Here is a 25,022-nt window from a genome sequence, read left to right on the forward strand (position 1 = left end):
CTTTGGAAAAATATGTTACTTTCAAATAAAAAAACGCCTAAATTGGCGTTTTAGTTAATTCCTATGAATGGATATTTTAAAATAATAACAACTACGGTTATTTAACAGGAACTTGGAACCTTTTTACTGAAAATGGGCTAATATTATGTTCCGTTTTCCCTGTTGCTACGAGATCACTTAAGATTTGGCCGACTACACTGCTGAATTTAAAGCCATGACCCGAGAAGCCGGCAGCAATAGCAACATTTTTATAAGTAGGATGAAGGTCAATGATAAAGTCTTCATCCGGCGTCAGAGTATATGTGCACGTCTTCCCAAATTTCAATTCCTTCGTTAATGGCATATAAGTGGATAGGAACTGCTGCACATCTCCTGCATCCTCCGCTACTTCGCCAAATGGGCTGACTGCTACGTCTGGGTCCATCTTGATGCCTCCGTCATGCCTCCCTATCTTTAGGCCAGCTTCCGCAATGCTGGGGAAGCCATAATACATCCCTTGATCTGTTTCAAAGGAAAACGCCGGAAAGTTTTCGCTTCCATAATGCACATCGTCTGCCTCAAACCAGGCGAAGGTTTTTCTTGTGGGGCTTAATGGGAGATGGAGACCAAGCTTAGCTAGAAGCTTCCCTGCCCATGCTCCTCCACTAACAATAAGAGAATTTGCTTGATACGTATTGCTTGCTGTTTTAACTGTTACGGAACTTTCCTGTACCTCTATATCCAACACTTTTGTGTATGTAAGCAGATCCGCACCTCTTTCAATCGCAAGCTTTTTATAGGCTTCTATGCATGCCTCGCTTTTAAGTACACCAGATGACTTTTCAAAACAGCCGATATAATTGTCAGGAAGCTTAATACCTGGCCAACGCTCCATCACCTGGTTAGCATCTAATTTATCGACTGCAAGCTTATATGTATGTGCACTATCCATAATATTTTTCAGGAAAACGGAATCGTCTTTCCCGATGTTCAGGACACCTGTTTGTAAGAACAGCTCCTCTTTAGAAAGCTCCGCAAGCTCCATCCATAGCTCTTGAGCTTTTAATGCTAACGGCACATATTCCGCACCTTCTCCATATGCATGCCTGATTATGCGTGTATCTCCATGGTGACTACCGTTCGTGTGCGGTGGATCAAAAGCATCAATCAGTAGTGTTTTAATCCCTCGTTTCGCTAAATAGTAGCCTGCCGCCATTCCCATTGATCCAGCGCCAACTATTATTGCATCATATTGCGTCATTACGATAACTCCTCTCTATCTATACAAACTCTTTTGTTATAAAGCCAATCATACCATTGTTCTACTTTCGGAAAAATAAAAAAATAAACACTAAACAAAAAAATGGCTTCATCCAAATAAGGATATGCTCAAGAACTAGGAATCCGCATACTTTATAAAGAGTCTGACAAAGAGGTGAATTACATGCAATTTGGACCATTCCAACCGTATATGCCATGGGGACAAGGACAACAAAGCTACAATCCATACAGAAATTGGCAACAATCTCCACATTCCAACCCGTTTGGAGGCTGGCAAGGCTATCAGCAGCCATCTTATGACAACTGGAACCACAACTACCATGACCATGATCATTATCCATTTGGAGGCTATCAGCAGCCTTATCAACACCAAAACTGGCAGGACCCACATAACGGCTTCCAACAAAATTATTGGAAAAAGGATCATCAACATCCAAATGGTCATTGGGATGAATGGCATAAGCAATACCCACAAGGACGTTAATTCAGGAGAAAAGAGGTGGTTACTACCTCTTTTTTCTATTTAATAATGAAATAACAATTAATATCATGCTAGGTGGTAGGTGTATCCATATATGTTGCAAAGATTATTATCTATCCAATGACTTAAAAAGCCTGCTTAAAAATGATGAATCTCGCAGATGAAGCGCTCAAGAATCGCTCGTGTGAATACATACAGCCAGATGCTTTAAAGACTTTATATTAAAAAGGCTAGAAACTAAAAATAAGCAGGAGGACAGCCCTCCTGCTTATTACTTTACACCTGTTTAGAATTTGTTTTTAATACTTCCACTGGTCTTGTTAACAGCGAAACTACTGTAAGTACGATAAGGTTGATAATTAATGCAATGATTCCCACATTAAAATCCTGAATTGCTTGTGGCAGGAATGGGAATATTGTTCCGACTGTTGAGCCGGAAATCGTCACAAACGCAACCGTTGCTACACCTGTTGAGATACCGGCAAATGCACCTGCTTTTGTTACGAAGTTATTTTTCATTAAACTGAACAATAGTGTTGGGAATAGCTGTGTTACTAAGCTATAGCCCATAAGAAGCAAGGCAACTAATGTTCCGCCGCCCTTAAAGGTAACAAACACGGAAATCAAGGCAACGACTGGAACTAGATAACGTGCCATACTTGTAACCTGCTTGTCTGTGGCACTTGGCTTCAATACTTTGTAGACGTTTTTTGCAAGGAGTGTTGCTGCTGCCATCAAAATCATCGAACCAGGAACAAGCGCAGTTAAAATCCCAGCTGCTCCAATAATACCAACTACCCATGGATCAAATGTTTGAATGGACAAGCGAAGCAATGCCAAATCTGTGTCTGCTCCAGTTAATGTTGGCACTTGCAGGATTGCGGCAAAACCAACGAAAAAGACGAATAAAAGAACCAATTGATATAATGGCATGAAAATGGCATTTTTTCGGAACGCTTTTTCTCCTTGAGAGGAATAAATAGAACCGAATGTATGTGGCCACATATAAAAGCCTAATGCAGTTAGTAAAACAGTTGTTACAAACCAAGAAGAGCTTTGTCCGGAATCTGGCAAGGAAAGAAAGCCTGCCTTCGCAGAATCAATTGCTTCAAACATTGGCTGAATACCGCCATAATAATGATGCGGTAAATAAATTCCCAAGAAAAGTACAACACCAAGAATAAGGATATCCTTTGCAACAGCTGTCCAGGCAGATCCGTGAATCCCTGATACCATGACATAAACGGTTACAACAACAATGCCAATCCAGATGGCTACTGTTGGTGAAATATGGCCATAGGATGCTTCTGATACAATGATGCCAAGTCCTTTTAATTGAAGAACAAAGTATGGAATCATTGCGACAAACCCAACAAGAGACACAAGAATTCCTAAATAAGGACTTTTATATTTGCTGACGAAAAAGTCTGATTGAGAAACGAGCCTGTTATCCTTAGCATAACGCCAGATTTTTGGAAGTAAAAAGTAAGACATAATATAAGCAAGTGCACCGTATGAAATAATATAATACGTTGGTCCACCTTTACTATATGCCCAGCCGCTTCCGCCAAGGAAGGTAAAGGTTGTATAGATTTCTCCTGCCATCAATACGAATACTAGAATAGATCCAAAGCCTCTTCCCCCAACAGACCATTGCTCCAAATCCATGTCTTTTCCTTTTTTTGCACGTATTCCTAAAAAGATTGATAATAGCATTGTGGCAAAAATGATGACTAATGCTGCGTTCATTCTGCTTCACCTTCTTTGTTTTTTGGATCGATTTTATAAATAATTGCCATAATAACAGATGTTAGTACTGTCCATAACACACACCAAAACAGCAAAAACGGCATTCCTAACACATATGGTGTAACCTGGTTAAATACATATGCTCCTCCAAGCATAAAAACAAACGGAAGCAGAGCCAATACTTTAATCATTATGTTCACTCCTCAATTTAAGCTTCTAGTAGTTTAATAGCACTATAGACAAACAGATTAACTCCCTTTTCAAGCGAATCCTCGTCAATCTCGAAACGGGCATGATGGTGAGGGAAGTCTGCATTCTTCTCTGGATTGCCAGCACCAATATAAAAGAAGGAACCTTCCGTTACTTGCTGGAAGGCAGAAAAGTCTTCGCCACCCATATTCGGCTTCATTTTGTCAATTGCTTCCTCACCGTACACTTCTGCAACGGTCGCTTCGAGTACTTCTGTAACACGAGCATCATTAATGACAGGTCTGTAGCCGAACTCATAGTTAAATTCATAAGCTGCTCCGTGTGCTTCTGTTATCCCTTTAATGACTCTTTCCATAAGCTTTGGCACTTCCTTGCGTAAATCAGGATCGAAGCTGCGCACAGTCCCGCAAATTTCTACAGAGCCAGGAATAACATTATGTGTTGTCCCGCCAATAAATTTAGTGACAGACAGAACAAGATTATCGAGTGGATCTGTATTTCTCGAAACAATATGCTGCAGGTTTGTTACTACCTGTGAGGCAACAGCAATGGAATCAACGGTTTGATGCGGAAGTGCCGCGTGGCCGCCTTTGCCGTTCACAGTAAGATAGAAAGTATCTGGTGAGGCCATCATCGGTCCATATACAATACCAATCTTGCCTATTTCAAGCGGTGACCATAAATGAGCACCAATTACTGTATCCACGCCATCCATGACACCTGCTTGGACCATTTCCTCCGCTCCTCCAGGAAACAGCTCCTCTGCGTGCTGGAATAAAAGGCGAATTTCACCATGTAATTGATCCTTAAGTGAAGATAAAACCTTTGCTGCACCTAGCAGCATGGCAGTATGACCATCATGACCGCATGCGTGCATCACACCAGGGTTTGTTGAAGCATATTCTACATCGTTTTCTTCCTGAATCGGCAAGGCGTCCATATCTGCACGAATTGCTACAACTTTACCAGGAGCTGCACCGATAATACGGCCAACAACGCTTGTTTTTGTTGGTCGCGTTAGCTCAATATTTCCAAAGGATTGTAACTGATCATAAATATATTGAGATGTTTTTTCTTCTTCAAAGCTAAGCTCCGGATTTTGATGCAGGTAGCGTCTATATGTAATTACCTCGTCTTTTACGGCATCGATTATTGCTTGTATAGAATTTGTTGTTGCTGTCATTATGTATCACTCCTTTTAGTTTTTATCTAGCCTTTCGAGCATCTTTTTCAATAGGTGAACAGATTGTACACAATCATCCAGTGTTGTCCATTCCGCAGGATTGTGACTAATGCCATCCTTACTGCGGGCAAATATCATCGCAGAAGGTATATGACTGCCGAGAACCATTGCATCATGGCCAGCACCGCTTGGCAGATAGAGAGGCTTTATCCCCATCTCATCCATTGATACTGTAAGCAGGTTCTTCATGTCATCTGGGACAAGCATCGGCGAAACCTTTAGGGTTTGCTCATAGGACAATGTAATTCCATACTTAGCAGAAATAGCTTCAGCCTTGTCAATTGTGAGCTGAACGAGCTCACTTACCTTGTCTTCATAGATGTCGCGAATATCAACAAACATTTCGACCTTCCCTGGAATAACATTGACACCGTTTGGATGTACTTGGAGCTTCCCGACTGTCGCAACAGCGGTTGGGCTTACACTTGGTGGCAAATGAGGAATTGCGGCAATTAATTCGCCTGCAGCAACTAAAGCGTCCTGTCTGTCATCCATTGGTGTATTACCAGCATGTCCTGCAGCACCAGTAAACGTAATTCTCAGCCAGCTTGGTCCAGCAATTCCAGAGACAATTCCAACAGGCAGGTTCTCTTTTTCCAGCCGTTTGCCTTGCTCAATATGGACCTCGACATATGCTTTGATTTTTGACAAGTCTCTTTTAGCAGCAAAGAAGGAAGGTACAGACAAACCAATATTCTCAATTACTTGTTGAAAGCTTGCTCCATTGATGTCAACAAGACCAAGCTGTTTGTCTGCTTCTATGCTACCAGCCATTGCTCTGCTTCCAGTCAAACCACCATTAAATCGGGCTCCCTCTTCATCTGTAAAGATGATTACTTCATATGGATGCTCAGGCTGATGGTTTGTTTTCTTCCAGCTTTCGGCAACCTCCAGTGCGGCAAGTACGCCTAACGGTCCATCGAAATGACCTCCATTTGGCACACTATCTACATGAGAACCAGAAAGAATAACAGGCAGATCTGCTTGTTTCCCGGCTAATCTGCCGATAATATTGCCTGCACCATCCTGTGTGACATCAAGACCTGCTTCTGTCATCCATTTTGCGACTAGCAGCTTTGCTTGTTGTTCCTCTGCAGAGAAGCCGATTCGATACGAGCCGTTTTCCTCCGTCAGACCTATCTTGGACAATTCATACAGTCTTTGTGCCAGCCTCGCTCCACTAACCCCTCCATAATCATGGGAATGATTATAGTCAGATAAAAGAAGCTCATCCAATTTTCTAGCTGTTGAAGCTACCATGTTGTACCCCCTCATAATTTGTATCATTATTTAGAAATTCTAGAATAGTTAGATAATTTTAAACATATCCAAACCAGACAAAATAATACAGGTATTTTTGTCTGGTTTGGATAGTGCGTCGATTCAATCTGAAGATTTTCGACATTTGTCTACTGTCTTCCAATCCCTTTTTTTACGTATTCATACAAATAAATAGCAAGCTGAAGCTCAAACATTTCCTTGCCCTCCAGGCTTTTAAGTCCCAAGATTTCCTTCACGTTTTGCAGCCTGTATTTAATAGTATTTAAATGGACGAAACATTGTTTTGCTGTCAGTGTCATATTCTGCTTATTTTCCATATAAACCGTTAACGTTGACAGTAAATCCGTGCTATGTGTCCTGTCATAATCAATTAACAGGCCGATTGTGCTATTTACATACTCGTGAAGCTCTTGTTGCTCTTGTTTAATAAATAAACGGTATATACCAAGCGATTTATAGGAAAGGATAATTAAATCCTTGCCATTTGCTTTTATATAATCGGAGCAAATCTTTGCTTCACGATGAGAGCTTTGAATTTCACTTATCTGCATAAATACTCTTCCAACACCGACATGAAATTCAAAATGTATTAAATCAGAAAGTTTTGCTTTCAAATCTTTAAAGAAGCTGTAGAAAATCTCGATGATTTCCTCCTCCGTTTTTCGATCGTGAATCATCACAAGCACATCGTATTCCATATTTTTTTCCGATACGAGAACTTTATAATTCAGTTTTTTTATCTCTCGGAATAACAATCGGTGGAAATGCTGTTTCTTAACGTTCAGCTCTTCAAATTCTAGCAGCTGGTTTGGAATTTGAATATTAATGCATAAATACCGGTAGTTGTCTGACAGACCAATAATGTTTTTTTGCGGACCAGAAAAGAAATCAAATCTCTGGCTCAAAAGCTGATCTAATAAATAGCCTTCATATTTATAGTAATCAGAAAGCAGCCTTTCCTGACCGATAATTTCTCGTGCAAATATATTGTTGGCAAGGTCGATTGCCAGTAAATCCAATGTATCAAGATTATCTGTACCCTCGCTAAATATGGCTAGTAGTCCGATAATAATCCTTGCATCTGTTTTTATTGGTATGAGCGTTAACTTTTCTTCTTGGCAATACAAGCTGCCGTCTTTTGGCATCTCTTCCTTAAATAAGGTAATTATTTTTGCTTTTTTAGAAGCACCTAATTCCTCAGAATATGGAGACGAGGCAGAAAGAAGGTCAAAAAACTCATTGTACACACACACCTCTTCTTCAATGAGCTGTGATAATGTACTAGTTATCTGTTCTAATCCCTTTTGGTTAATGGACGCTGTTGCAAGCTCTGCATGTATCTTTTTGGAGCGCTCTGTATCAGCAAAAAACTTCGCATTTTCGATCGCGATGCTTGCTTGAGCGGCAAAAGTTTCTAACAAAAGCAAATGATGCTCTGTGAAATGAACATCCTCTGAAAAACTGTCAATTGTCAGTACGCCAATACATTCGTCTTTGGACAGAAGGGGAGCACAAATGGTGCTGACAGGATGATAACGAAAGGCCCCTACTGCCTTTTGAAACAGACTTTTATTATCTCCTCTAATATTTTCCATGCCTCTTTCTGTTTCTTGAACATGACTAAATATTTGCCCTCTTTTACTCAAAAAGGTTTTGCCTGTCATCCCTTCACCAGGATGCAGTTTAATTTCCTGCAAATAGGAAAGCTCGACACCAACCCCGTTTTTTGCCGCAAGTTTGCCTGAACGCTTGTCATAGACAAACAGCAGAATCGCATCGGCTCCATCTATTACATTTAATGTCTCATTTATTAATTGCTGCAGTACTTCATCTAAATCCAATGTAGAGGTAAGTGCTTGAGCAGCATTAATCAAACTCATAAGTTGTTTATCTTTATTCAATGATGATTCCTCCAGCCAGCACTAATTCAGTCTATATATTGTAGAATACAACAAAATATTCACACAATAAATAGTGTAAATTGATGTATAGCGTTTTCGGTTTAGCCAATCCTACTAAAATGGAACAAAAAACACCACTCCGTAAATGAAGTGATGCTCACCTTTTTATTATTATTTAGCAAAAGTGTGGTTACCAATTTTCGTTGTTACTTGACGAGAAAGAATCCAGTCACTTGTTGATGTTTTAGGATTATAGAAGTATAAAGAACCTTGACTTAGTCCTCGTGATGCAATTGCTTCTGTTACAGCTTTTTTCGAATCTGCGTCTGCAGCATTGTTAATCGTACCGTTTTGCACTGGAGTAAAGGCATAATACCCACTATCCTTTTGATAGATAACTGCTTTAATAGAGTCAGGAAAATCAGCATTATCCAGTCTGTTCAAAATAACTGTTGCAACTGCCACTTTACCTGCATAAGGTTCGCCTTTTGCCTCTGCTGAAACAAGACGTGCCATTAAATCCTTATCCGCTGCGGAAATAGTAGAAGCTGGAATAGTAAGAGTCTGTCCAGTATAAAGCATATTGCTTGTTAATTTATTCGCGCTTTTTATGCTGTTTGCTGAAACACCGAAATTTTTTGCAATAATCCAATACGTTTCGCCGCTTTTGACTACATGATTAGATGCAGCTTTTGATTGTGTATTAAACCCGAATAGAGATAGGGCAATTGTTGAAACAACAAGAAGTTTTTTTACGTTTTTCATAGATGATTAGCCTCCTAAGACTACGTTTTTAATACTCTAGTAGATTAACAGATGTAATATAGTTATACATGTACCAAATTTTAGCTATTAGCAAAGTAACATCATAAATGCTTGCTGCATAAGTATCTGTTTTGTTGAGTTAGGAAGGCATTACCAATAAAAAAACCTCAAAAACTGCATATTTCTCCATTTGTTACAGGAGTATTGCAGCAGTATTGCATGATTAGCGGCCCTTTATTTAACTAATAGTATATTTAAGTCTATTAATTATCGAGGATAAACCTTTGTAAAATGCTCTACTGTCGGAAATGGGTCATAAAAGTGATGAAGCAGCTTCTTCCATTGTTCATATTCTGCAGACTGTCTGAAGCCAATCGTATGATCCTCAAGCTCCTTCCATCTTACAAGCAGCAGATATTTCCCCTTAGCCTCCAGACAGCTTTGTAATTCATGGTCAATATAGCCCTCCATGCTGGCAATTATTCGGGACGCATCGATAAAGGCCTGTTCAAATTTTGGCTCCATTCCTTCCCTTACTTGAAGCATAGCAGCTTCTAAAATCATGCTTGTTCCCCCCATCTTTATTAATGTAATTCTTTTCTACACTCGTTGTAAGATTCCTGCTATGTTTTTCTTAAATAAAAAAAAGACACTGACTTACCCGCAATGTCTTTTTAATAGGATTGATAAAATTTATTTGTTTCGTTTAACCACAGTTGCAAATAGGCCGGAAGTTTATCCTGCTTTTCCTTCAAGCTGTTTATTGCCTTTAAGCCGATTTCTCTTTTTTCTTCTATATAATAAGCGGATATGGCTATTTCATAGTCAAACAAATAGTCATGAACAGGAAAATCGACAAACAGCAGGTCATTGACAGGAAAAGAAATCGTTTTTCCTTCTGCAGCATACAAGTATGCAATACGATAATTCTTATTTTCTCGATGAATTCTCGCGAGGTGATAAATTGGTTCCGCTCTTGATGGCCGAAATTCCCATGCTCTTTGTAAATGAAGCAAAGCTAATGCAATAAAACGGTCTGCTTTTTCTCCCGCTGGAAAATACATGGAAAGCTGTTCATATGCTAGACCGATTTTAAGCATACTATAGTAGATTTCTTCCTCCCATCCACCTTCCTTTATTCGCTTTTGATATGCTGCAATCGCATTGTCCCATTCCTGCAAATCATAATAGGTTTGTGCTAAATAAAAAATATATCTCCGTTTCAAATGCTTATCATTCTCATTATTGTTAATTGCAGCTTCTAATAATCGTTTGTCTCTTTCGAACTTATCCTGCTTGCTTCCGCCATCTTCTTTGTCTAAAATATACAAAGATGTCAGCTTTCCAATCTCGATTATGTTAGTGGCATCTCTTCTCATTTCCCAATATTCATGTGTCACTCCGACAGATTCCCACTGCCTCCTTGCACTAATTAACCTCGTATTCCAATATTTCAAAGCATTATTCATTTGCATCAGTAAATATTGATCAGCTGATAATTCCTTTTTCGTAAATCCTTCCTCTACTTGTAAAATCATGTCTGCATCGAGTAAAAGAATATAATCACAATCAGGATATGTCTGTTGGGCAAGTTTCACGGATAGTGTTCTATTGTAACCAAAATTCTGAAATGGTGTATGATGCACCGTACAGTTCTTGCCATTAACACTCGCCCAGTTTTCTATTATTTGAACAGTGTCGTCTGTTGAGCCTGTGTCACAAATCGATAAAGAATCAATGATGGGAGCGGCAGATTGAAGACATCTTTCTATAATTCGGGATTCGTTTTTGACAATCATGCAAAGTGTTATATTGGTCATGGTATTTCCTCCTCTACTTGCGGTACGATCCACTACCTGTCACAAATATAGTATGATTTATGCTTATTTTTGGCAGGACGAGTATCTCTATAAGTGTCTCTATTTTTCCTTATCCCATAAATCTTGAAAGTTGACGGTGAAATCGCTCTCATTTATAATTCAATTTAGGCTTATTAGGCACTATTGCCATTTCTTAAACATCTAGCAGGCTAATAACCTAGATGAATTTTTTAGGACAACCATAAAGGGGGAAAAATCATGAGAACCATGAAGCTAGGAGCAAGCAGCTTAGAAGTTCCAGTTGTTTCGGTTGGGTGTATGCGTATTAACTCACTTGATAAGAAAGAGGCAGAGCATTTTGTGCAAACTGCTTTAGAACAAGGAGCAAACTTTTTCGACCATGCTGATATATACGGTGCAGGAAGCTGTGAGGAAATTTTCGCTGAAGCAATACATATGAATGCAGATGTTCGGGAGAAAATTATTTTGCAATCAAAATGCGGAATTCGCAAAGGAATGTTTGATTTTTCTAAAGAACATATTTTAGAATCTGTGGACAACTGCTTAAAAAGATTGAACACAGACTATCTTGATATCCTCCTATTGCATCGCCCTGATACACTTGTTGAACCTGAGGAAGTAGCTGAGGCTTTTGACATTCTTGAAAGCGCAGGGAAAGTCCGCCATTTTGGTGTGTCTAATCAAAACCCTATGCAAATTCAGTTATTACAAAAGTTTGTTAAACAACCGATTGTTGCTAACCAGCTTCAATTGAGCATTACAAACTCCACCATGATTTCTAGTGGCTTTAATGTGAATATGGAGAATGATGCTGCTGTTAATCGTGACGGAGGAATTCTTGAATTTTGCAGACTTCATGATATAACCATTCAGCCTTGGTCACCATTCCAATACGGATTTTTTGAAGGAGTATTCTTGGATAATGAGAAATTCCCTGAATTGAACCAAAAAATTAATGAAATCGCCGAAAAATACAGTGTCAGCAACACAACAATCGCCATCGCATGGCTATTACGCCATCCTGCAAAAATGCAGCCAGTCATCGGTACAATGAATGAAACAAGATTGAAGGACTGCATTAAAGCAAGCGACATTCATTTATCACGACAAGAATGGTATGACATTTTCCGCGCAGCCGGAAATATCCTTCCATAATAATAAAAAGGCAGCTTCCTTTACAGAAGCTGCCCTTTTTCATACTAATTAGGATCTGGGAGCAAATAAAATAATACCTGCACCAATTAAACATACTCCTGCACCGATCCAATCATATAAATCAGGCGTTTTTTTATCAATGCCCCAACCCCAAAGCACAGACAGAATAATAAATACGCCACCGTAGGCTGCATAAACCTTGCCGAAAGAAGGAAAGGTTTGAAAAGTTGCTACTACCCCATACAGCACCAAAGCAATAGCACCAACTATTCCGAAATGAAGCGGTTTTCCCTCTCTTAACCATATCCAAATAAGATAGCCGCCACCTATTTCAGCAAGCCCTGCAATGATAAACATCATAATAGAATAAAACATATAGAGTTAACTCCTAAAAACAATTTAATTTTTGTTACTATCAAACTAATTTATACATTCTCACAGTGTCTTTCATTAAAAATTATGATGGAAAACAGCCCTAACTTCAATAAAAAACCCACATTCTCAAAATGTGGGCTTGTTAGTACTTATTCATTTTGGTCATCTGTATCTTCATTTAAAGGGTTCTTTAATATTTGCTTAATTTCTCCAATATCGCCCTTTGCATTAATAATCTCAAAAATCTGATTTAAGCCTTCACTTGTTGTATCTTCTTGTTTACCCATTGCTATTCCTCCTTTATCCTTTCTGTATTTTTTGCTTTAGCAGAAATTTTATGTAAAAGGAGCTAAATAAAAAGCCTTAAAAGTAGCGGTAGTCCCCGTCCTTTTAAGGCTAAAATACAATAGTGATAAGAATCATAATAGGCATTTTACTCTTATCTCCCTTTATATCGTCCAGAATCAGCAATCATTTAGTTCTTTAGTATGGTAAACGTATCCTCCTCTGTCTTGTATAAAGTCTAGCAACAAATTCTGTGCTGTTTCCGCATTATCTTGTCTGTAATGTGGAGAGTAAGGATCAGCAAATACATTACATTTTTTATAGCGAAGCGGTTTTTCCTCGATTAATTTTTTCAACATATGCTGCTATCGTTTAAAACGACAGGTTGCTGTAATGTATGATGCTCTTTTGTATAAGAGAATGGTATGTCCAGAGGTAAGCAGTTTAGAACAAATAACCTTGAATCTTTCTTTATTGAACCGCTTACAAAGTTTCATGGAGTAAAATAATTAGAGTTTCCTTCTTTTATGTGTTTTTCTCCATTATTGTATTCCTTTATCCACTCTTCTCCCTTTAAAATCGACAATTCCAATTAACATAATCGAGGCCAAAAGAATGCCTGCGCCAATGATGTTCAAAGGTGTTAATTCAACAGGGAAAAACGGGAAAGATACAACTGCCAGCAAAACTGGGCTTGAGGCCCTCATAATATTTGCTATTGAAAATCTAATTCGTTTCAATGCCTCATACAAAAACAATGTTCCTAAGAAGCCTGTCATAAGGGAAGCAATTGTTGTAAATGCCACACCGCTTGGCGTTATTTGCCAGCCTGACGGGGAAATCAACATATATATCCCAAGTAAAGCCCCTGTCCATATACTATTTGTGAACAAAATCGAATTGGAATGAACGCCCTTCTCCATTCGTTGTTTCACTAATACATTACATAATGCAAAAAAGAAGGTATACATTATTGCACAAATGATTCCGATAATGGATAGGCTGCCACTATCCTTCGGTGCAATAAACATAAATGTGCCACCAACTGCCACCAGAACAAGCATCCACTCCATTTTCGAAATTTTTTCTTTTAACATAAAGAACGATAACAAAACAGCAAACACTGTATAAAACCTACCTAAAAAACCGATTTGAACAGGAGAAAGTAAACTTAAACTAACATACATGAGTAATACACCCATTACATTACAGCAAGATAAAATGGTCATATCCTTGGACACATAAAATCTAACAGGGCGCTTTAGCAGGAGTCCCCAAATATAACAGGCGATAATTATTGTGCATGCATTGATGAAAGCGGCAGTGCTCGCAGATATTGTTTGAAGACCAAACTTCGCAATTAGCGGCCCAATCCCCATCATCAGTATGGAGGAAATATTATACATATATCCTTTCAGCAATTGTTAACCTCCTGTACCTAATTATTCTCTTTCTTAATGGCTAGTATTATTTTATGAATGAACAGATGGATGGTTCTTTCATCATTTGTTAACACAGTAGAATCTGCTGGTTATGCAGCTTTATTCGCTCGTCTTACTCGACTATAAGTGTAAAAATCCAGCTGACATGCTGCCAGCTGGATAAACGACTATGTATCCGTGCTTATTTCTTCCCATTCCTGATCCATATAGTGAACAAGCCAATTAAAAGCATAATGCCTTTCATATACAACACCTTCATCTAATGCAGCAGGAATGTCAGTCCCGTGCAGCTGGGCATTTCGGACTGACCAATGAGCACGATAGATAAAGTCTAATTCATCGAGAATGATGCTTTTTTGTTTAACAGAAGCCTTGTTTATTAGGTCATCCTTCGAGCTGTTCAGAACAACATCAAACAACAGATCAACATCACAAGTTTTAGCAGGGGAATTTAATTCTGGGACAAGACCTACAGACCATAAAAGCACCCATATACTTTCTAATTTCCATGAATAATTTATTTTGTCCTGCTCATTTGTGGTCGCAGACTCCATAAATTGCCGTTCTTCATCTGTAAAAAGATTGTTAGCTTGAAATTCCTCAACCGCTTCTGCCAAATACTCGTCAGGTGCTTCGAGTGCTTTAGCAGCAGTTATCGCTAAAGGGATTATTCGGTTAATAATCTCCACCCTAGAACGGATAAGTACATCTCTTTCAGCCTCTACATATGGTAAGTGTTCGTTTATCGGCACATTTATACGCATTAGTTCCTTTTCTGACCGCGATTTACGCAGCATTTGACTCGACATTTTATCACAACCTTTTAAAACATTTTTTTCCTTCTTTTTTTATTTCAACATTTAGGCTTCATTTTCCTTTTCCAACAGAAAAAAAGCAGTTATCCATAGCTATGAATAATAACTGTAAATAACAACAAACTATATATACATGCACATAAGATTAATGCCTGCTTGTTTAAGGTGATAGGAGGAAAAAAATGCATCTTCTACTTTCCATAACTCTGATTTTAGTATGTTATTTCAGGAAGGATTGGAAAAAAATCCATACCTATCATCTTACTGTGATGTACATAATTATTTGTGACTTACTATATAATCTTCTTTGCCATCGTAAACCATTATGGAGATATACGCCTGATATTTTTCAGCATTATCCCATTTTAGTGGATATACTGCACAGCTTCGTAAATTTGCCTGTCTTAGCACTGCTTTACTTGGCGAACTATCCTTTTGAAGGGAACAATGTCATCCAAAGCAAATATATTATTAAATGGATCATATGCTCTTTTTTAGTAGAATTGGTCTTTTTGTATTTTAAGCGGATTGAATTGATAAACGGCTATGAGGTATGGATGGAGATTCCTTTTTACAGTACTATGTTCGTGATGCTTCGCTTGCATCATAAACGTCCCTTCCTATCTTATTTTCTGTCTGTATTAATCGTAATCTTTTTATTATTTGTGTTTAAAATACCTTTAAGAGCATAACAGGAACGAATTCTATTTCATTCTTATAGAGCCATACATAAATTCAGTCATCCTACGTACCGACAATAGTTGTATAAAAAATTGTAATAGAGGTTTAGTATAACTAAAAGAGAGCTCATGACTAAGAGAATTATTAAATGATTCAGATTAATCTAGTACGAGTCTCACTGACAAGTATAAATAAAAAAGGCTATCTTCTCGTTATGGAAGATAGCCCATACTATTTTGTCGCAAAGGACCAAAGCTGTCCTTCTGGTGTTAAATATCCATTTTTGGTGGTTCTTCCATCCAGCCTTTTTCCATCATTAGCTTAGCTCCTTCTAATGTATATTCAAAGGCATCTTTTGCAAAAATGGCGGATTTAGCAATAATATCATTTCGCAATGTAAAAGCTGAGCTGAATCCTTGTCCGCCAATGCTGAATCCTCCTAATAGATATGTACAGTATAGCATTAGCCTTTCTGAAAAAGGGGCATCAACCGAGGAAGTCAGCACACCTCCTGGCATTGTCGGAGAGGGAATATTGTTCTCTAAAAGTATTTTCTCCGTCCCTTGCAATATTTCCTCTGAAATCTGCTGTCCCTTTGTGAAATATTGCTTTGCCTCTTTATCCTTCGAGCATTGTGCGAATGCCTTCATCAGCTGCATGCCGAAAAGATTTGTTTCCACAGAATGATAAAGGAGTCCATATTCCACCGTATTTAATTGCCTTTTTTGACCAAGAAGATTGGTTCCTTTCATATAAGAAGTATCTGTGATGAAATCAATGGAGTCAGGCAGCTTTACTGTCGTCGGCAGCTTAGAAAAACCATCCTTAAGTAAATAATCTGTGAAATGGTGGTAATATAAATGCGTTATTTCCGTCAGTTCTCGATAAAAGTTAATAATTTCTGCTCGGTAAGAAATGGTCGTATGAAGGACATACATCCCCATGCTTATTTCCTTTAAAATTCGGCAGAACATAATATCAAAACCATTTGTAAACAATGCAGGCGCATTCTCATGAAAGTCTTCCTTTGTAAAGCCGACTGGTTTTGCTGCTCCAGCTCTTTCCATGATTTCTTCCATTTCGATAACTTTCTTTTCAAGCTTTTCATATAAGCCACTCATTAATGTCTTCGCTTTATGATCTTCTGCATGCTGAATTAGATGCTCTAAAATTCGTAGTATCATTGTTTTTTTATGATAGGTTGTCCATAATGCACCAAATTCTACAGAGGTTAATTTATCACTATTCATCTGTTTCATGCTCCTTCAAAACACTGAAAATTTTTACGGTATCATTAGTATTTGTTGCAAAAACAATTCTATACCATTTTTTTCTTTATAAGAAAGAGGGATGATTTCGCTCATACTCTAAATACTACAATACAATGGACCGACCTGTGCTCCTTTCTCAAAATTAGTAAAACATTTAAGTATGTCTTGCCATGACAATCGTATTGTAATAACAGCCATCCGCCAGCAGTTTATCGTTTTTTAATATACCTTCTATTTCAAAGCCATGTTTTTTATACAAAGAAATCGCATTTTGATTTAACTCCAGAACATGTAAGGAAAGCTTCTTTAAGCCTTTGCCTTCCGCCCAATTGATGGAGGTTTTAAGGAGCATACTGCCGATTCCGTATCCCCAATAGTCCTTCAAAACACAAACACCAAATTCCGCTTTATGAGATATGCGCTTCAAATCGCTGCCTTCGCATCTGGAAAAGCCAACAAGCCTTCCTTTTGATTCTGCCACTAAAAATAGGTTGTTTTTAGCATAGGCATCACGCATAATCACCTTTATGAAAGCTTGCTCGTCTAAGTAGCCTTCGCCTTTTTCCCTGTCCAGATTTTCGGTTTCTCCATCAATTTGCAGCCTCAGGGCTGATAGGCTTTGAGCATCTTTTTCTTTAGCTGTTCTTATGTAAAACGTTTCGTTTTTGTTTTGGAATTGCATTCCCTCTGTATTTACTTTCATGAGCATCTCTCCCTGTTTTTTATTATGTTACAAAGCAAAAAAAGACTCCTGTGCGCAGAGTCTGTGCTTTATTTGTTAGTAGGGTTTTAACATAAATAGCTTATTTTCCTATTTTAACAATCAAGTGAAATGGCTACAATACATTTGCTGATTTCTTTACAAAAATAGGAAGCTGTCCTAAAAAAGACAGCTTCACTCTTGTTTCTCCTTTATTTGTTCACGGATTTGTTCAAGCTCCTTTAAGGAAAGCTTATTCAATGATTTTTTTATTTCTTCTTCTACATCCTTCCTGTTGCTTTCCTTAAATTCATCCCACCATTCTTTGAGACCTTCTGTGTTCTGAAGTAAATATGTAACATCTATTTCTTCTACTTCATCGTCCGAAATATAATTCATAACAGCTGCCAGCATTCGATTCAGCTCAGCTATTTGATCCTTACTGCTTTCTTTATTAAGCGGTACAACATTTGATTCTTTTTCTGCTGTCCCATCTAGTGAAGCCTCTGGTTTCTTTGGCATAGTCAGCCTCCTTGCCTTTTTCTTTCTATAGTATTGCCCTTGTGCTATTTTCTATGGATGAAATTTTGTGTTTTTACTCCAATATTCCTGTTCCCAGGAGGGCAGGAATTCGTTATACTCAATATATGTAAACGCTTTAATAACCTTATGAAAGTGCAGGTGTTGCGCTTGGTTAACCATAAAATTGTCGTTGCCGGCTGTGGAGGAATGTCTCATACTTGGATTGAATATGCCTTACAGCGAAAAAACGCTGAGATTGTAGGGCTCGTTGATTTACAAACAGAAACTGCTGCAGCATTAGCTGAAAAGTTCACGCTGAATGTGCCTGTGTTTTCAGATTTAACAGAAGCTATAAAAAATACAGGTGCGAATCTAGTGTTTGATATCACTATTCCTGCAGCACATCCAATGATTGTATCTACTGCATTAAAGCTTAACTGTCATGTATTTGGTGAAAAACCGATGGCAGAAACGCTCGATGCAGCGAAAGATTTGGTCCTAGCGTCCGAACTATCAGGTAAAAGATACACGGTCATGCAGAATAGACGGTACAACAAACAAATACGAGCCTATCAGGAGCTGCTCCAATCCGGAGTAATCGGAAAGATTGGCTCCCTTCATGCTAGCTTTTTCCTTGGTCCTCATTTTGGCGGTTTTCGGGACATGATGGATAACCCATTAATTGTCGATATGGCCATACATACATTTGACCAAGCACGATTTCTTCTTCAGGCAAATCCAGTGTCCGTCTATTGCTATGAATACAATCCACCAGGCTCCTGGTATAAAGGCAATGCATCAGCCATTTGTATTTTTGAAATGGATGACGGCTCTGTATTTACGTATAACGGTTCTTGGTGTGCAGAAGGTCTCCAAACCTCATGGGAATCAGACTGGCGTGCAACCGGAAGCTTAGGTAGCGGTGCTTGGGATGGTATAAATACCCCATATGCAGAAAGAAAAGATTCTTCTGATGAGAATAGTTTTATTTATCCAGTCAAAAAACAAGTTTTTGAAGGAAGCTGGAACGGTCAAGAAGGTCATTGGGGCTGCCTTGATGAAATGTTTGCATCAATAGAAGCAAATAGAAACGCAGAAACGGACTGCAGGGATAATTTAAAAAGCATGATGATGGTTTTTGGAGCTGTCGAAAGCTCCAAAAAAGGAGAAAAAATTCATTTTTAAAGCTGGCGGTATCTTCCGCCAGCTTTTTTTATCAGCTTATCACCTCTTGTTGGACAAGATTAATCATAATTTCTTTATCCCATAAAGAGGTTAGCTGTTTAATATGACTATCTGTGGAAAAATCCATCGGCATAAGCCCGTTAAGAGGCATTTTCGGGTGATAGAATCCAAGCGTTTCTAATGTTTCGCCAATCAGCTTGCTGCATGTGTAATCATGGCTTTTTGACGGAATAGAAAAGATTCTTCCTTCAATAACTTCTTCAATCATTTTCCATTCACCTGGATTCGGTATGCCATGCACCTTTTTAATATAATCAAACAGCATTTCCTCATTCACTGTGTCTTTAAGGAATCGGCGAACCGCATAAACTGGTGGAACATATGGAACAAGATCTGCTCCGTATGTCTCAAGACGATCTATCAGTTTAACAAGCTTTGGACCGGTTTTGTTATCATGCTCCATAACATCCTCAAGATTAATTAAAGCAGTAGATTCAAAGAAATATACTTCTCCATTTGGATCAGGTCTAACAATCATGCCTACATGAGACCATTTACTATGCTCCAGCTTTTCTACGAGTTTACTTATTTGGTATTGGCCGCTAAATAAAACAATGTCGCCAGTTTTTAATGTTTTTTCCAATTCACTATATAAAATACTATTCATTTTTTTCCTCCATTGGTAGAGAGACTATAAAATCATGGTATAATTATACTATTAATTTGCTTTAGAGGAGTTATTTTATGAAAATATTCTCTCAGAATCGTCTTTTGGTTCTCTTTTTATTAGTAGCTGTATTGTTGACACCTGCCCAAAAGGCATTAGCTGCACAACCAATCAGCATAGGGAACAGCCTGGACGAGCTCAACATTACAAATAAGACATCCATCTATATTGATTATTACGATAAAATAAATCCAAAAAGTATTTTAGATAAGCAAAAAGAGTTTAAGCCATTTAGTGAAACAGACGCTTCTGGTAGCATCAGTACTGCAAGCTACTGGATAAACGTGCCTCTAACTAATTCTTCTTCTAGTGAAAAGGAACTTTTGCTTGAAATTAAAAAGCCTCATTTAAGCTCAGTTACCTTATATAGAGAAGTTGCCGGTAAGCTTATAGAAGAGGATACAATCGGATATAGCCTTCCGTTTGATGTCAGAGAAATAAAACATAAAAATTTGCTATTTCCCATAAAACTAAAGGCAGATGGCGAACAGGATTATTTTCTGAAAATAAAGACAGAAACTTTTTTTCAAGCACCAATAGTCCTTTGGGACCCGATTTCCTTTTCAACAAATAACTATCTCAGCCAAACTGGCTATGGAATCTATTATGGGATCATGATTGCCATGATTATTTACAATTGCTTTTTGTTCTTTTCTTTGAGAGAAAAAACGTACCTATATTACATTCTCTTTGTAATCGGCTTTACGATCATGCAGTTAATTTGGGACGGATATGCTTTCCAATTTCTATGGGGGGATTTTCCTTGGTGGGCATTAAGGTCAAATTCGTTCTTTATCATCTTCTCTTCTATTTTTGCTTTGCAATTTACAAAGCATTTTCTGCAGCTAAACACTGTTGCTCCACTGCTTAATAGACTGATTAATTGGGTTGTTGCTGTTGCAGGTGTATTACTCTTGTCACCATTTATTTTTGCACCTTCTCTCGCCACGATGATTAGTACGGTCATTGCAACGGTGTTTGTTGGATTTATTATTGCTATTGCAATCACAGTTAGAGCCACCTCAAGGGAAGCCATCTATTTCTTAGCAGCGTGGGGCTTGCTAGTAATAGGTGTCATCGTTAACTTACTTGCTGCTTATAAGCTTGTACCGCTCCATGCTTTGATTCTAAATGGACCAAAAATCGGTGCGCTTGCAGAAGTGTTTATCTTATCGCTTGGCCTTGCAGACAAAATCAAACGGATTAATATGGAGAAGGAAAAGGAGTCAAAAAAATATTATATCCAATCTCTGCTTCATAATTCCTATAAGAGTATGGAGGAAATAGAAGAAACACCTGCTTTAATTGAAAGTGGTTTAAAAACATTGCAGGATGCGACTAATTTTCCAAATGGTATGTTTTTGGAGCGCGGACAGGACGGCTGGAATATTTCGGCACAACAGGGGCAGACCATTGAAGCTAATCAGCTAACTGTTGCAGAAGAGCTTATGAAAAAACCACAGTTCTTGGCAAATATTCATATTCATAATAATCCATTCGGTATACAAAATGACATTCATTCGTTACTTTCTATTCCAGTTAAAGTTGCCAAAAAAGAAGGACTTTTCGTTGTTTTTGATGAGAATCAAGGAAAGCTGCAAAATTTCGAAGCGAAAATTATTACAGATTCCTTTGCAGATCAATTCCCGCGAATATTAACAAAGCTGGAAAATTATCAACATTTAAAAGTTTCGGCTATGTTTGACCACTTAACCAATTTATATAATCGAAAGTATTTTTTTGAACAAATAACAGAGCTTTTCCAAATTACCAATAGTTTTCATGACCAGTCTTCATTATTTTTAATAGATATTGACCATTTCAAAAGTGTTAATGACACATATGGCCATATGGTCGGTGATAAGGCGATTGTGTACGTTGCAAACATGATACACAAAGTTTGCCATACTAGCGGGATTGTTGGCAGATATGGCGGTGAGGAATTTATCGTCTTTCTCCCTAATACTTCTCAGCACCAAGCCTCCCTACTTGCAAATCGGCTTGTTGCTGCAATGCAGCAGGAAGAATTGCAGCTAGAAAATAATATCAGCCTGCCACTTACAATCAGTGTTGGTTTTAGTACTAGTAAACCTGGTAAATCAAATTTGCATCAGCTTATCTTACATGCGGATAATGCTTTATATCTTGCTAAAGACCAGGGCCGAAATCGAGCTGTAGCCTATCAAGAAAACGTGAGAAGCCAAGTCTATTAACGTTATTCATTTATTAGCAAGACACCGGACATCTAACTGGTGTCTTCTTTTTCGTTTGAATTAACGAAAAATTTCAATTTATTTGCACTTTGTATATGAAAATGGTGCTATTATGTAGGAAATAACATAGTAGGGAGGAATACGATGACATTTCAGCAGATTACTGTTTTACCATTTCAAGCTCAGCATATCAGCATTATTAATAAAACAAATGAACGCTTTCCTATAATTGGCCGCCTCGTCCCTTCCCTTATGCATGGTGTTTGGTCTTTTCAAGAAGAGCTTTATGAGCAGACAACCTATACTAAATTTCTGGATGATACGCTTCCTTGGCATGATTATATCGAAAATAACGACAAAGCTATATTTCTAGCCTTTATTAACGGTGAATATGTTGGGCAAATTCGCCTTATAAAGGATTGGAATAAATTTTGTTATATCGAAAATATTGCTGTATGTGAAAAATTCCGACAAAACGGTGTCGGTAAAGTACTTTTTGCTAAAGCTGAAGACTGGGCATTATCTGCAGGACTACACGGAATTTCTCTCGAAGCACAGGATGACAATCTTCTAGCCTGCAGATTCTATGTAAAACAAGGAATGGAGCTCGGCGGAGTTGATTCACTAAAGCATGCTTTCAACCCAAATATAGACAAAACATTGTATTGGTATAAAGTATTCTAAACATCATTTAAAAGGCAAATAGTAGTCTTGCTTTGTAAAACACCTTAACCCACATCGCAAACTAGTTTGTCCTGCCAAAAGCTGCAGGCTGTTTGTACCACCATTGTCTTATCTCCGTTTAGTAAAAGAAACTCCTGTCTCCGCTTCTTTTTGAAATAGTAGTACTCCCCTTCCCTCTGCTTACTATTTATTAGGTAAATAGGAGCTTATCAAACTTAAAAAGCAGCCCAAGATCAGATGCGGTATTTCCTCATATGAACATTTTGGGCTGCTTTCTCTTTATTACTCTGTTCATCAATTGCCGTATTTGCTGCATATGCCGCCGCCTGTAAAAGCATGCCTATACAAAAAATGGTATTATTCCTCACCTTTTTCTATTTAACTGATTAGAGTAAATATGTACAATTCATTATATTTCCTCCGTTCATACTCCGTTCACATTCCTCTTTTATTCTGTTTCATATACAAAACAGAAGGAGGAATGAAGGTGGAACCAATTATTCAAGTCGAGCAATTAACAAAAAAATACAAAAGAGCGAAAGAGCCTTCCGTTAATGGAATCAGTTTCTCTGTACATCCTGGTGAGTTCTTCGCTTTTTTAGGTCCTAATGGTGCTGGCAAAACAACGACTATTTCTATTCTGACAACAACCCTTTCAAAAACAAGCGGTGTTGTTAAAATTGCTGGTGCTGATTTAGAAACAGATGCAAGAAAAGTCCGGCAGCAAATTGGCATACTGTTTCAAAATCCTAGCTTGGATTATGAACTAACAGCAGAAGAAAACATCCGCCTCCATGTGAGTATTTACGGGATATATCCATATAGACCGTTATATCGGATGATGCCAAAAGCCTATAAAGAAAGAGTCGCAGAACTGGCAAAAATGGTTGGCTTGAAAGACGAGTTATTCAAAAAGCTAAAAACTTTCTCTGGGGGTATGAAACGGAAGCTTGAGATAATCCGCAGTTTAATGCATAATCCAAAGATTTTGTTTCTTGATGAGCCAACACAGGGGCTTGATGCGGAAAGCCGCAGGTCATTATGGGAATACTTGCAGCATATCCGCCAAAAGGAGAATATAACAATTTTCCTTACTACCCATTATTTAGAGGAAGCTGAAGGTGCAGATCGTGTCTGTATCATTAATAAAGGCAAAATCGCGTTAGCAGGAACGCCAGAAGAGATAAAAAACCATCTTCTCGTCAAAAAAACGATGAACTTAGACGCAGCCAACAGGAAACAGCTAATAGAGGAGCTTGCAACAAATTTCTGCGATTATGAAGAATGGGAGCATGGCGTTAAAGTCTATTATGATCAAAAAACACCACATGGCCTGTTGCAGCATATCAAGACACCATTAACAAAACTGGAAATCAGAGTTCCTTCGCTTGAAGAGGCATATGTTGATTTAATAAAAATGCAGGAAGGTGACAAACAATATGTCGGTAATTAGTAGAGAAGTAAATGCTGTTACAGCTATCATTGGCAGGGAGCTCATCCGGGTAATCCGAAATCCCGTTTATATTGCGATAAGCATTATATTCCCAATTATCTTTATTGGCATTCTTGGCGGTAGCATGTCGCAAAATCTAGCCGGCAATGTAGGTTATAATTTTATGCAGTTCATGCTGATTGGCATGATTGTCAATTCCATGTTTCAATCATCCGTCAGCGGAATGAGCCAGCTTGTGGAAGAAAGAAGCTCTAACTTTACGCAAGAACTATTCGTTTCGCCCATTTCGAGATATTCGATTGTATTAGGGAAAATGATAGGGACAGCCTTTTCAAGCATGGCGATGTTAATTGGTATTATAGCAGTTGCCTTAGTTCTGCAAATCCCGCTTGGTGGAATGTCGTTTGTTTGGCTCTTGTTGCTGTCCCCCCTCTTCAGTCTTGTCGGTGCTGCGTTAGGAATTTTCTTTATCAGTTTTATCACTGACAGCAAAGTGGCCGATATTGGCTCCATGCTCATAACGATGCCACAAATGTTTTTATCCGGAGCATTAATACCTGTTAATCATTCAACAGGAATACTCGGTTTTCTGGCACATATTATGCCGATGACCTACTGTGTAGATTTAGCTAGAGCAGTTTTTTATTGGGGTGATCCCATTTATAATGAAATTGTGCTGTTTAATCCAGCACTCGACTTAATAGTTATTGTCTGCTTTATCCTGATTTTTTCTGTAATTGGAACAATCCTGTTTGCACGTTCAGAAAAAAATCGATAAGGTAA

Annotated in this window: 25 protein-coding genes; 8 read left to right on the forward strand and 17 right to left on the reverse strand. The window is 38.2% G+C overall.

What is annotated here, in order from left to right; all coding sequences use genetic code 11:
* Positions 1 to 97: 97 nt before the first annotated feature.
* Positions 98 to 1,240, reverse strand: coding sequence for an N-methyl-L-tryptophan oxidase (gene solA / locus EM808_RS22440; protein WP_127740980.1), 1,143 nt, complete (start codon positions 1,238 to 1,240; stop codon positions 98 to 100).
* A gap of 183 nt (positions 1,241 to 1,423) precedes the next feature.
* Here solA and EM808_RS22445 point away from each other — a divergent pair, with 183 nt between their 5' ends.
* Positions 1,424 to 1,744, forward strand: a complete 321-nt coding sequence (locus EM808_RS22445; RefSeq protein ID WP_127740982.1) for a hypothetical protein — start codon at positions 1,424 to 1,426, stop codon at positions 1,742 to 1,744.
* 273 nt (positions 1,745 to 2,017) lie between these two features.
* On the opposite strand, the gene EM808_RS22450 is transcribed toward EM808_RS22445, so the two are convergent.
* The 8 genes from EM808_RS22450 to EM808_RS22485 form a co-directional block, all read right to left on the reverse strand.
* Positions 2,018 to 3,490 carry a sodium:solute symporter family protein gene (locus EM808_RS22450; protein ID WP_127740984.1) on the reverse strand — a complete coding sequence of 491 codons (1,473 nt, stop codon included), beginning with the start codon at positions 3,488 to 3,490 and terminating at the stop codon, positions 2,018 to 2,020.
* Entirely contained in the window at positions 3,487 to 3,681 is a 195-nt protein-coding gene (locus tag EM808_RS22455) for a DUF3311 domain-containing protein (RefSeq protein WP_127740986.1), read from the reverse strand. The genes EM808_RS22450 and EM808_RS22455 overlap by 4 nt, the downstream gene beginning before the upstream one ends.
* A gap of 17 nt (positions 3,682 to 3,698) precedes the next feature.
* A complete protein-coding gene (locus tag EM808_RS22460) occupies positions 3,699 to 4,883 on the reverse strand; it encodes a M20 family metallopeptidase (RefSeq protein WP_127740988.1) in 1,185 nt (394 codons plus the stop codon).
* 15 nt (positions 4,884 to 4,898) lie between these two features.
* The gene (locus EM808_RS22465) at positions 4,899 to 6,203 is read right to left on the reverse strand and encodes a Zn-dependent hydrolase (RefSeq protein WP_127740990.1); all 1,305 of its coding nucleotides are present in this window, start codon (positions 6,201 to 6,203) and stop codon (positions 4,899 to 4,901) included.
* A 149-nt stretch (positions 6,204 to 6,352) separates the two neighbouring features.
* Entirely contained in the window at positions 6,353 to 8,125 is a 1,773-nt protein-coding gene (locus tag EM808_RS22470) for a helix-turn-helix domain-containing protein (protein ID WP_127740992.1), read from the reverse strand.
* A 171-nt stretch (positions 8,126 to 8,296) separates the two neighbouring features.
* Positions 8,297 to 8,890, reverse strand: coding sequence for a cell wall hydrolase (locus EM808_RS22475; protein WP_127740994.1), 594 nt, complete (start codon positions 8,888 to 8,890; stop codon positions 8,297 to 8,299).
* Between the two features lie 267 nt (positions 8,891 to 9,157).
* Positions 9,158 to 9,454, reverse strand: a complete 297-nt coding sequence (locus EM808_RS22480) for an antibiotic biosynthesis monooxygenase family protein (protein WP_127740996.1) — start codon at positions 9,452 to 9,454, stop codon at positions 9,158 to 9,160.
* 110 nt (positions 9,455 to 9,564) lie between these two features.
* Complete coding sequence (locus EM808_RS22485; protein ID WP_235856690.1) at positions 9,565 to 10,710, reverse strand: tetratricopeptide repeat-containing glycosyltransferase; 1,146 nt, start codon at positions 10,708 to 10,710, stop codon at positions 9,565 to 9,567.
* Positions 10,711 to 10,968: 258 nt separating this feature from the next.
* Here EM808_RS22485 and EM808_RS22490 point away from each other — a divergent pair, with 258 nt between their 5' ends.
* A complete protein-coding gene (locus tag EM808_RS22490; protein WP_127740998.1) occupies positions 10,969 to 11,886 on the forward strand; it encodes an aldo/keto reductase in 918 nt (305 codons plus the stop codon).
* Positions 11,887 to 11,934: 48 nt separating this feature from the next.
* On the opposite strand, the gene EM808_RS22495 is transcribed toward EM808_RS22490, so the two are convergent.
* The 4 genes from EM808_RS22495 to EM808_RS22505 form a co-directional block, all read right to left on the reverse strand.
* The gene (locus tag EM808_RS22495) at positions 11,935 to 12,261 is read right to left on the reverse strand and encodes a YnfA family protein (RefSeq protein WP_127741000.1); all 327 of its coding nucleotides are present in this window, start codon (positions 12,259 to 12,261) and stop codon (positions 11,935 to 11,937) included.
* A 149-nt stretch (positions 12,262 to 12,410) separates the two neighbouring features.
* A complete protein-coding gene (locus tag EM808_RS28735) occupies positions 12,411 to 12,548 on the reverse strand; it encodes a hypothetical protein (protein ID WP_164849747.1) in 138 nt (45 codons plus the stop codon).
* Between the two features lie 540 nt (positions 12,549 to 13,088).
* Positions 13,089 to 13,967 carry a DMT family transporter gene (locus tag EM808_RS22500; RefSeq protein ID WP_127741002.1) on the reverse strand — a complete coding sequence of 293 codons (879 nt, stop codon included), beginning with the start codon at positions 13,965 to 13,967 and terminating at the stop codon, positions 13,089 to 13,091.
* A 188-nt stretch (positions 13,968 to 14,155) separates the two neighbouring features.
* A complete protein-coding gene (locus tag EM808_RS22505; protein WP_127741004.1) occupies positions 14,156 to 14,797 on the reverse strand; it encodes a DUF4272 domain-containing protein in 642 nt (213 codons plus the stop codon).
* Between the two features lie 188 nt (positions 14,798 to 14,985).
* Here EM808_RS22505 and EM808_RS22510 point away from each other — a divergent pair, with 188 nt between their 5' ends.
* Positions 14,986 to 15,495, forward strand: a complete 510-nt coding sequence (locus tag EM808_RS22510) for a CBO0543 family protein (RefSeq protein ID WP_127741006.1) — start codon at positions 14,986 to 14,988, stop codon at positions 15,493 to 15,495.
* A gap of 258 nt (positions 15,496 to 15,753) precedes the next feature.
* Here the strand turns inward: EM808_RS22510 and EM808_RS22515 are convergent, their stop codons facing one another.
* The 3 genes from EM808_RS22515 to EM808_RS22525 all read right to left on the reverse strand — a co-directional run bounded on the left by EM808_RS22515 (position 15,754) and on the right by EM808_RS22525 (position 17,977).
* A complete protein-coding gene (locus EM808_RS22515) occupies positions 15,754 to 16,734 on the reverse strand; it encodes a DUF3231 family protein (protein ID WP_164849748.1) in 981 nt (326 codons plus the stop codon).
* A gap of 175 nt (positions 16,735 to 16,909) precedes the next feature.
* Positions 16,910 to 17,458, reverse strand: a complete 549-nt coding sequence (locus EM808_RS22520) for a GNAT family N-acetyltransferase (protein WP_127741010.1) — start codon at positions 17,456 to 17,458, stop codon at positions 16,910 to 16,912.
* Positions 17,459 to 17,650: 192 nt separating this feature from the next.
* Positions 17,651 to 17,977 carry a hypothetical protein gene (locus EM808_RS22525; RefSeq protein ID WP_127741012.1) on the reverse strand — a complete coding sequence of 109 codons (327 nt, stop codon included), beginning with the start codon at positions 17,975 to 17,977 and terminating at the stop codon, positions 17,651 to 17,653.
* Between the two features lie 168 nt (positions 17,978 to 18,145).
* On the opposite strand from EM808_RS22525, the gene EM808_RS22530 reads away from it, so the two are divergent.
* On the forward strand, positions 18,146 to 19,162 hold the full coding sequence (locus EM808_RS22530; RefSeq protein ID WP_127741014.1) for a Gfo/Idh/MocA family protein: 1,017 nt from the start codon (positions 18,146 to 18,148) through the stop codon (positions 19,160 to 19,162).
* Between the two features lie 31 nt (positions 19,163 to 19,193).
* Here the strand turns inward: EM808_RS22530 and EM808_RS22535 are convergent, their stop codons facing one another.
* Positions 19,194 to 19,829, reverse strand: coding sequence for a C40 family peptidase (locus tag EM808_RS22535; RefSeq protein ID WP_127741016.1), 636 nt, complete (start codon positions 19,827 to 19,829; stop codon positions 19,194 to 19,196).
* Positions 19,830 to 19,906: 77 nt separating this feature from the next.
* Here EM808_RS22535 and EM808_RS22540 point away from each other — a divergent pair, with 77 nt between their 5' ends.
* The 4 genes from EM808_RS22540 to EM808_RS22555 all read left to right on the forward strand — a co-directional run bounded on the left by EM808_RS22540 (position 19,907) and on the right by EM808_RS22555 (position 25,017).
* Positions 19,907 to 22,102: a diguanylate cyclase gene (locus EM808_RS22540; RefSeq protein ID WP_127741018.1), complete on the forward strand. Its 2,196-nt coding sequence runs from the start codon at positions 19,907 to 19,909 to the stop codon at positions 22,100 to 22,102.
* A gap of 144 nt (positions 22,103 to 22,246) precedes the next feature.
* Positions 22,247 to 22,786, forward strand: coding sequence for a GNAT family N-acetyltransferase (locus EM808_RS22545; protein WP_127741020.1), 540 nt, complete (start codon positions 22,247 to 22,249; stop codon positions 22,784 to 22,786).
* A gap of 487 nt (positions 22,787 to 23,273) precedes the next feature.
* Positions 23,274 to 24,239 (forward strand): ABC transporter ATP-binding protein, encoded by a 966-nt coding sequence (locus EM808_RS22550; protein WP_205685890.1) that lies wholly within the window; start codon positions 23,274 to 23,276, stop codon positions 24,237 to 24,239.
* On the forward strand, positions 24,226 to 25,017 hold the full coding sequence (locus EM808_RS22555; RefSeq protein ID WP_127741024.1) for an ABC transporter permease: 792 nt from the start codon (positions 24,226 to 24,228) through the stop codon (positions 25,015 to 25,017). Before EM808_RS22550 ends, EM808_RS22555 begins: the two co-directional genes overlap by 14 nt.
* Positions 25,018 to 25,022: the final 5 nt, after the last annotated feature.

Origin of the sequence: Niallia taxi, from assembly GCF_004005475.1 — a bacterium.
GTDB lineage: Bacteria > Bacillota > Bacilli > Bacillales > Cytobacillaceae > Niallia > Niallia taxi.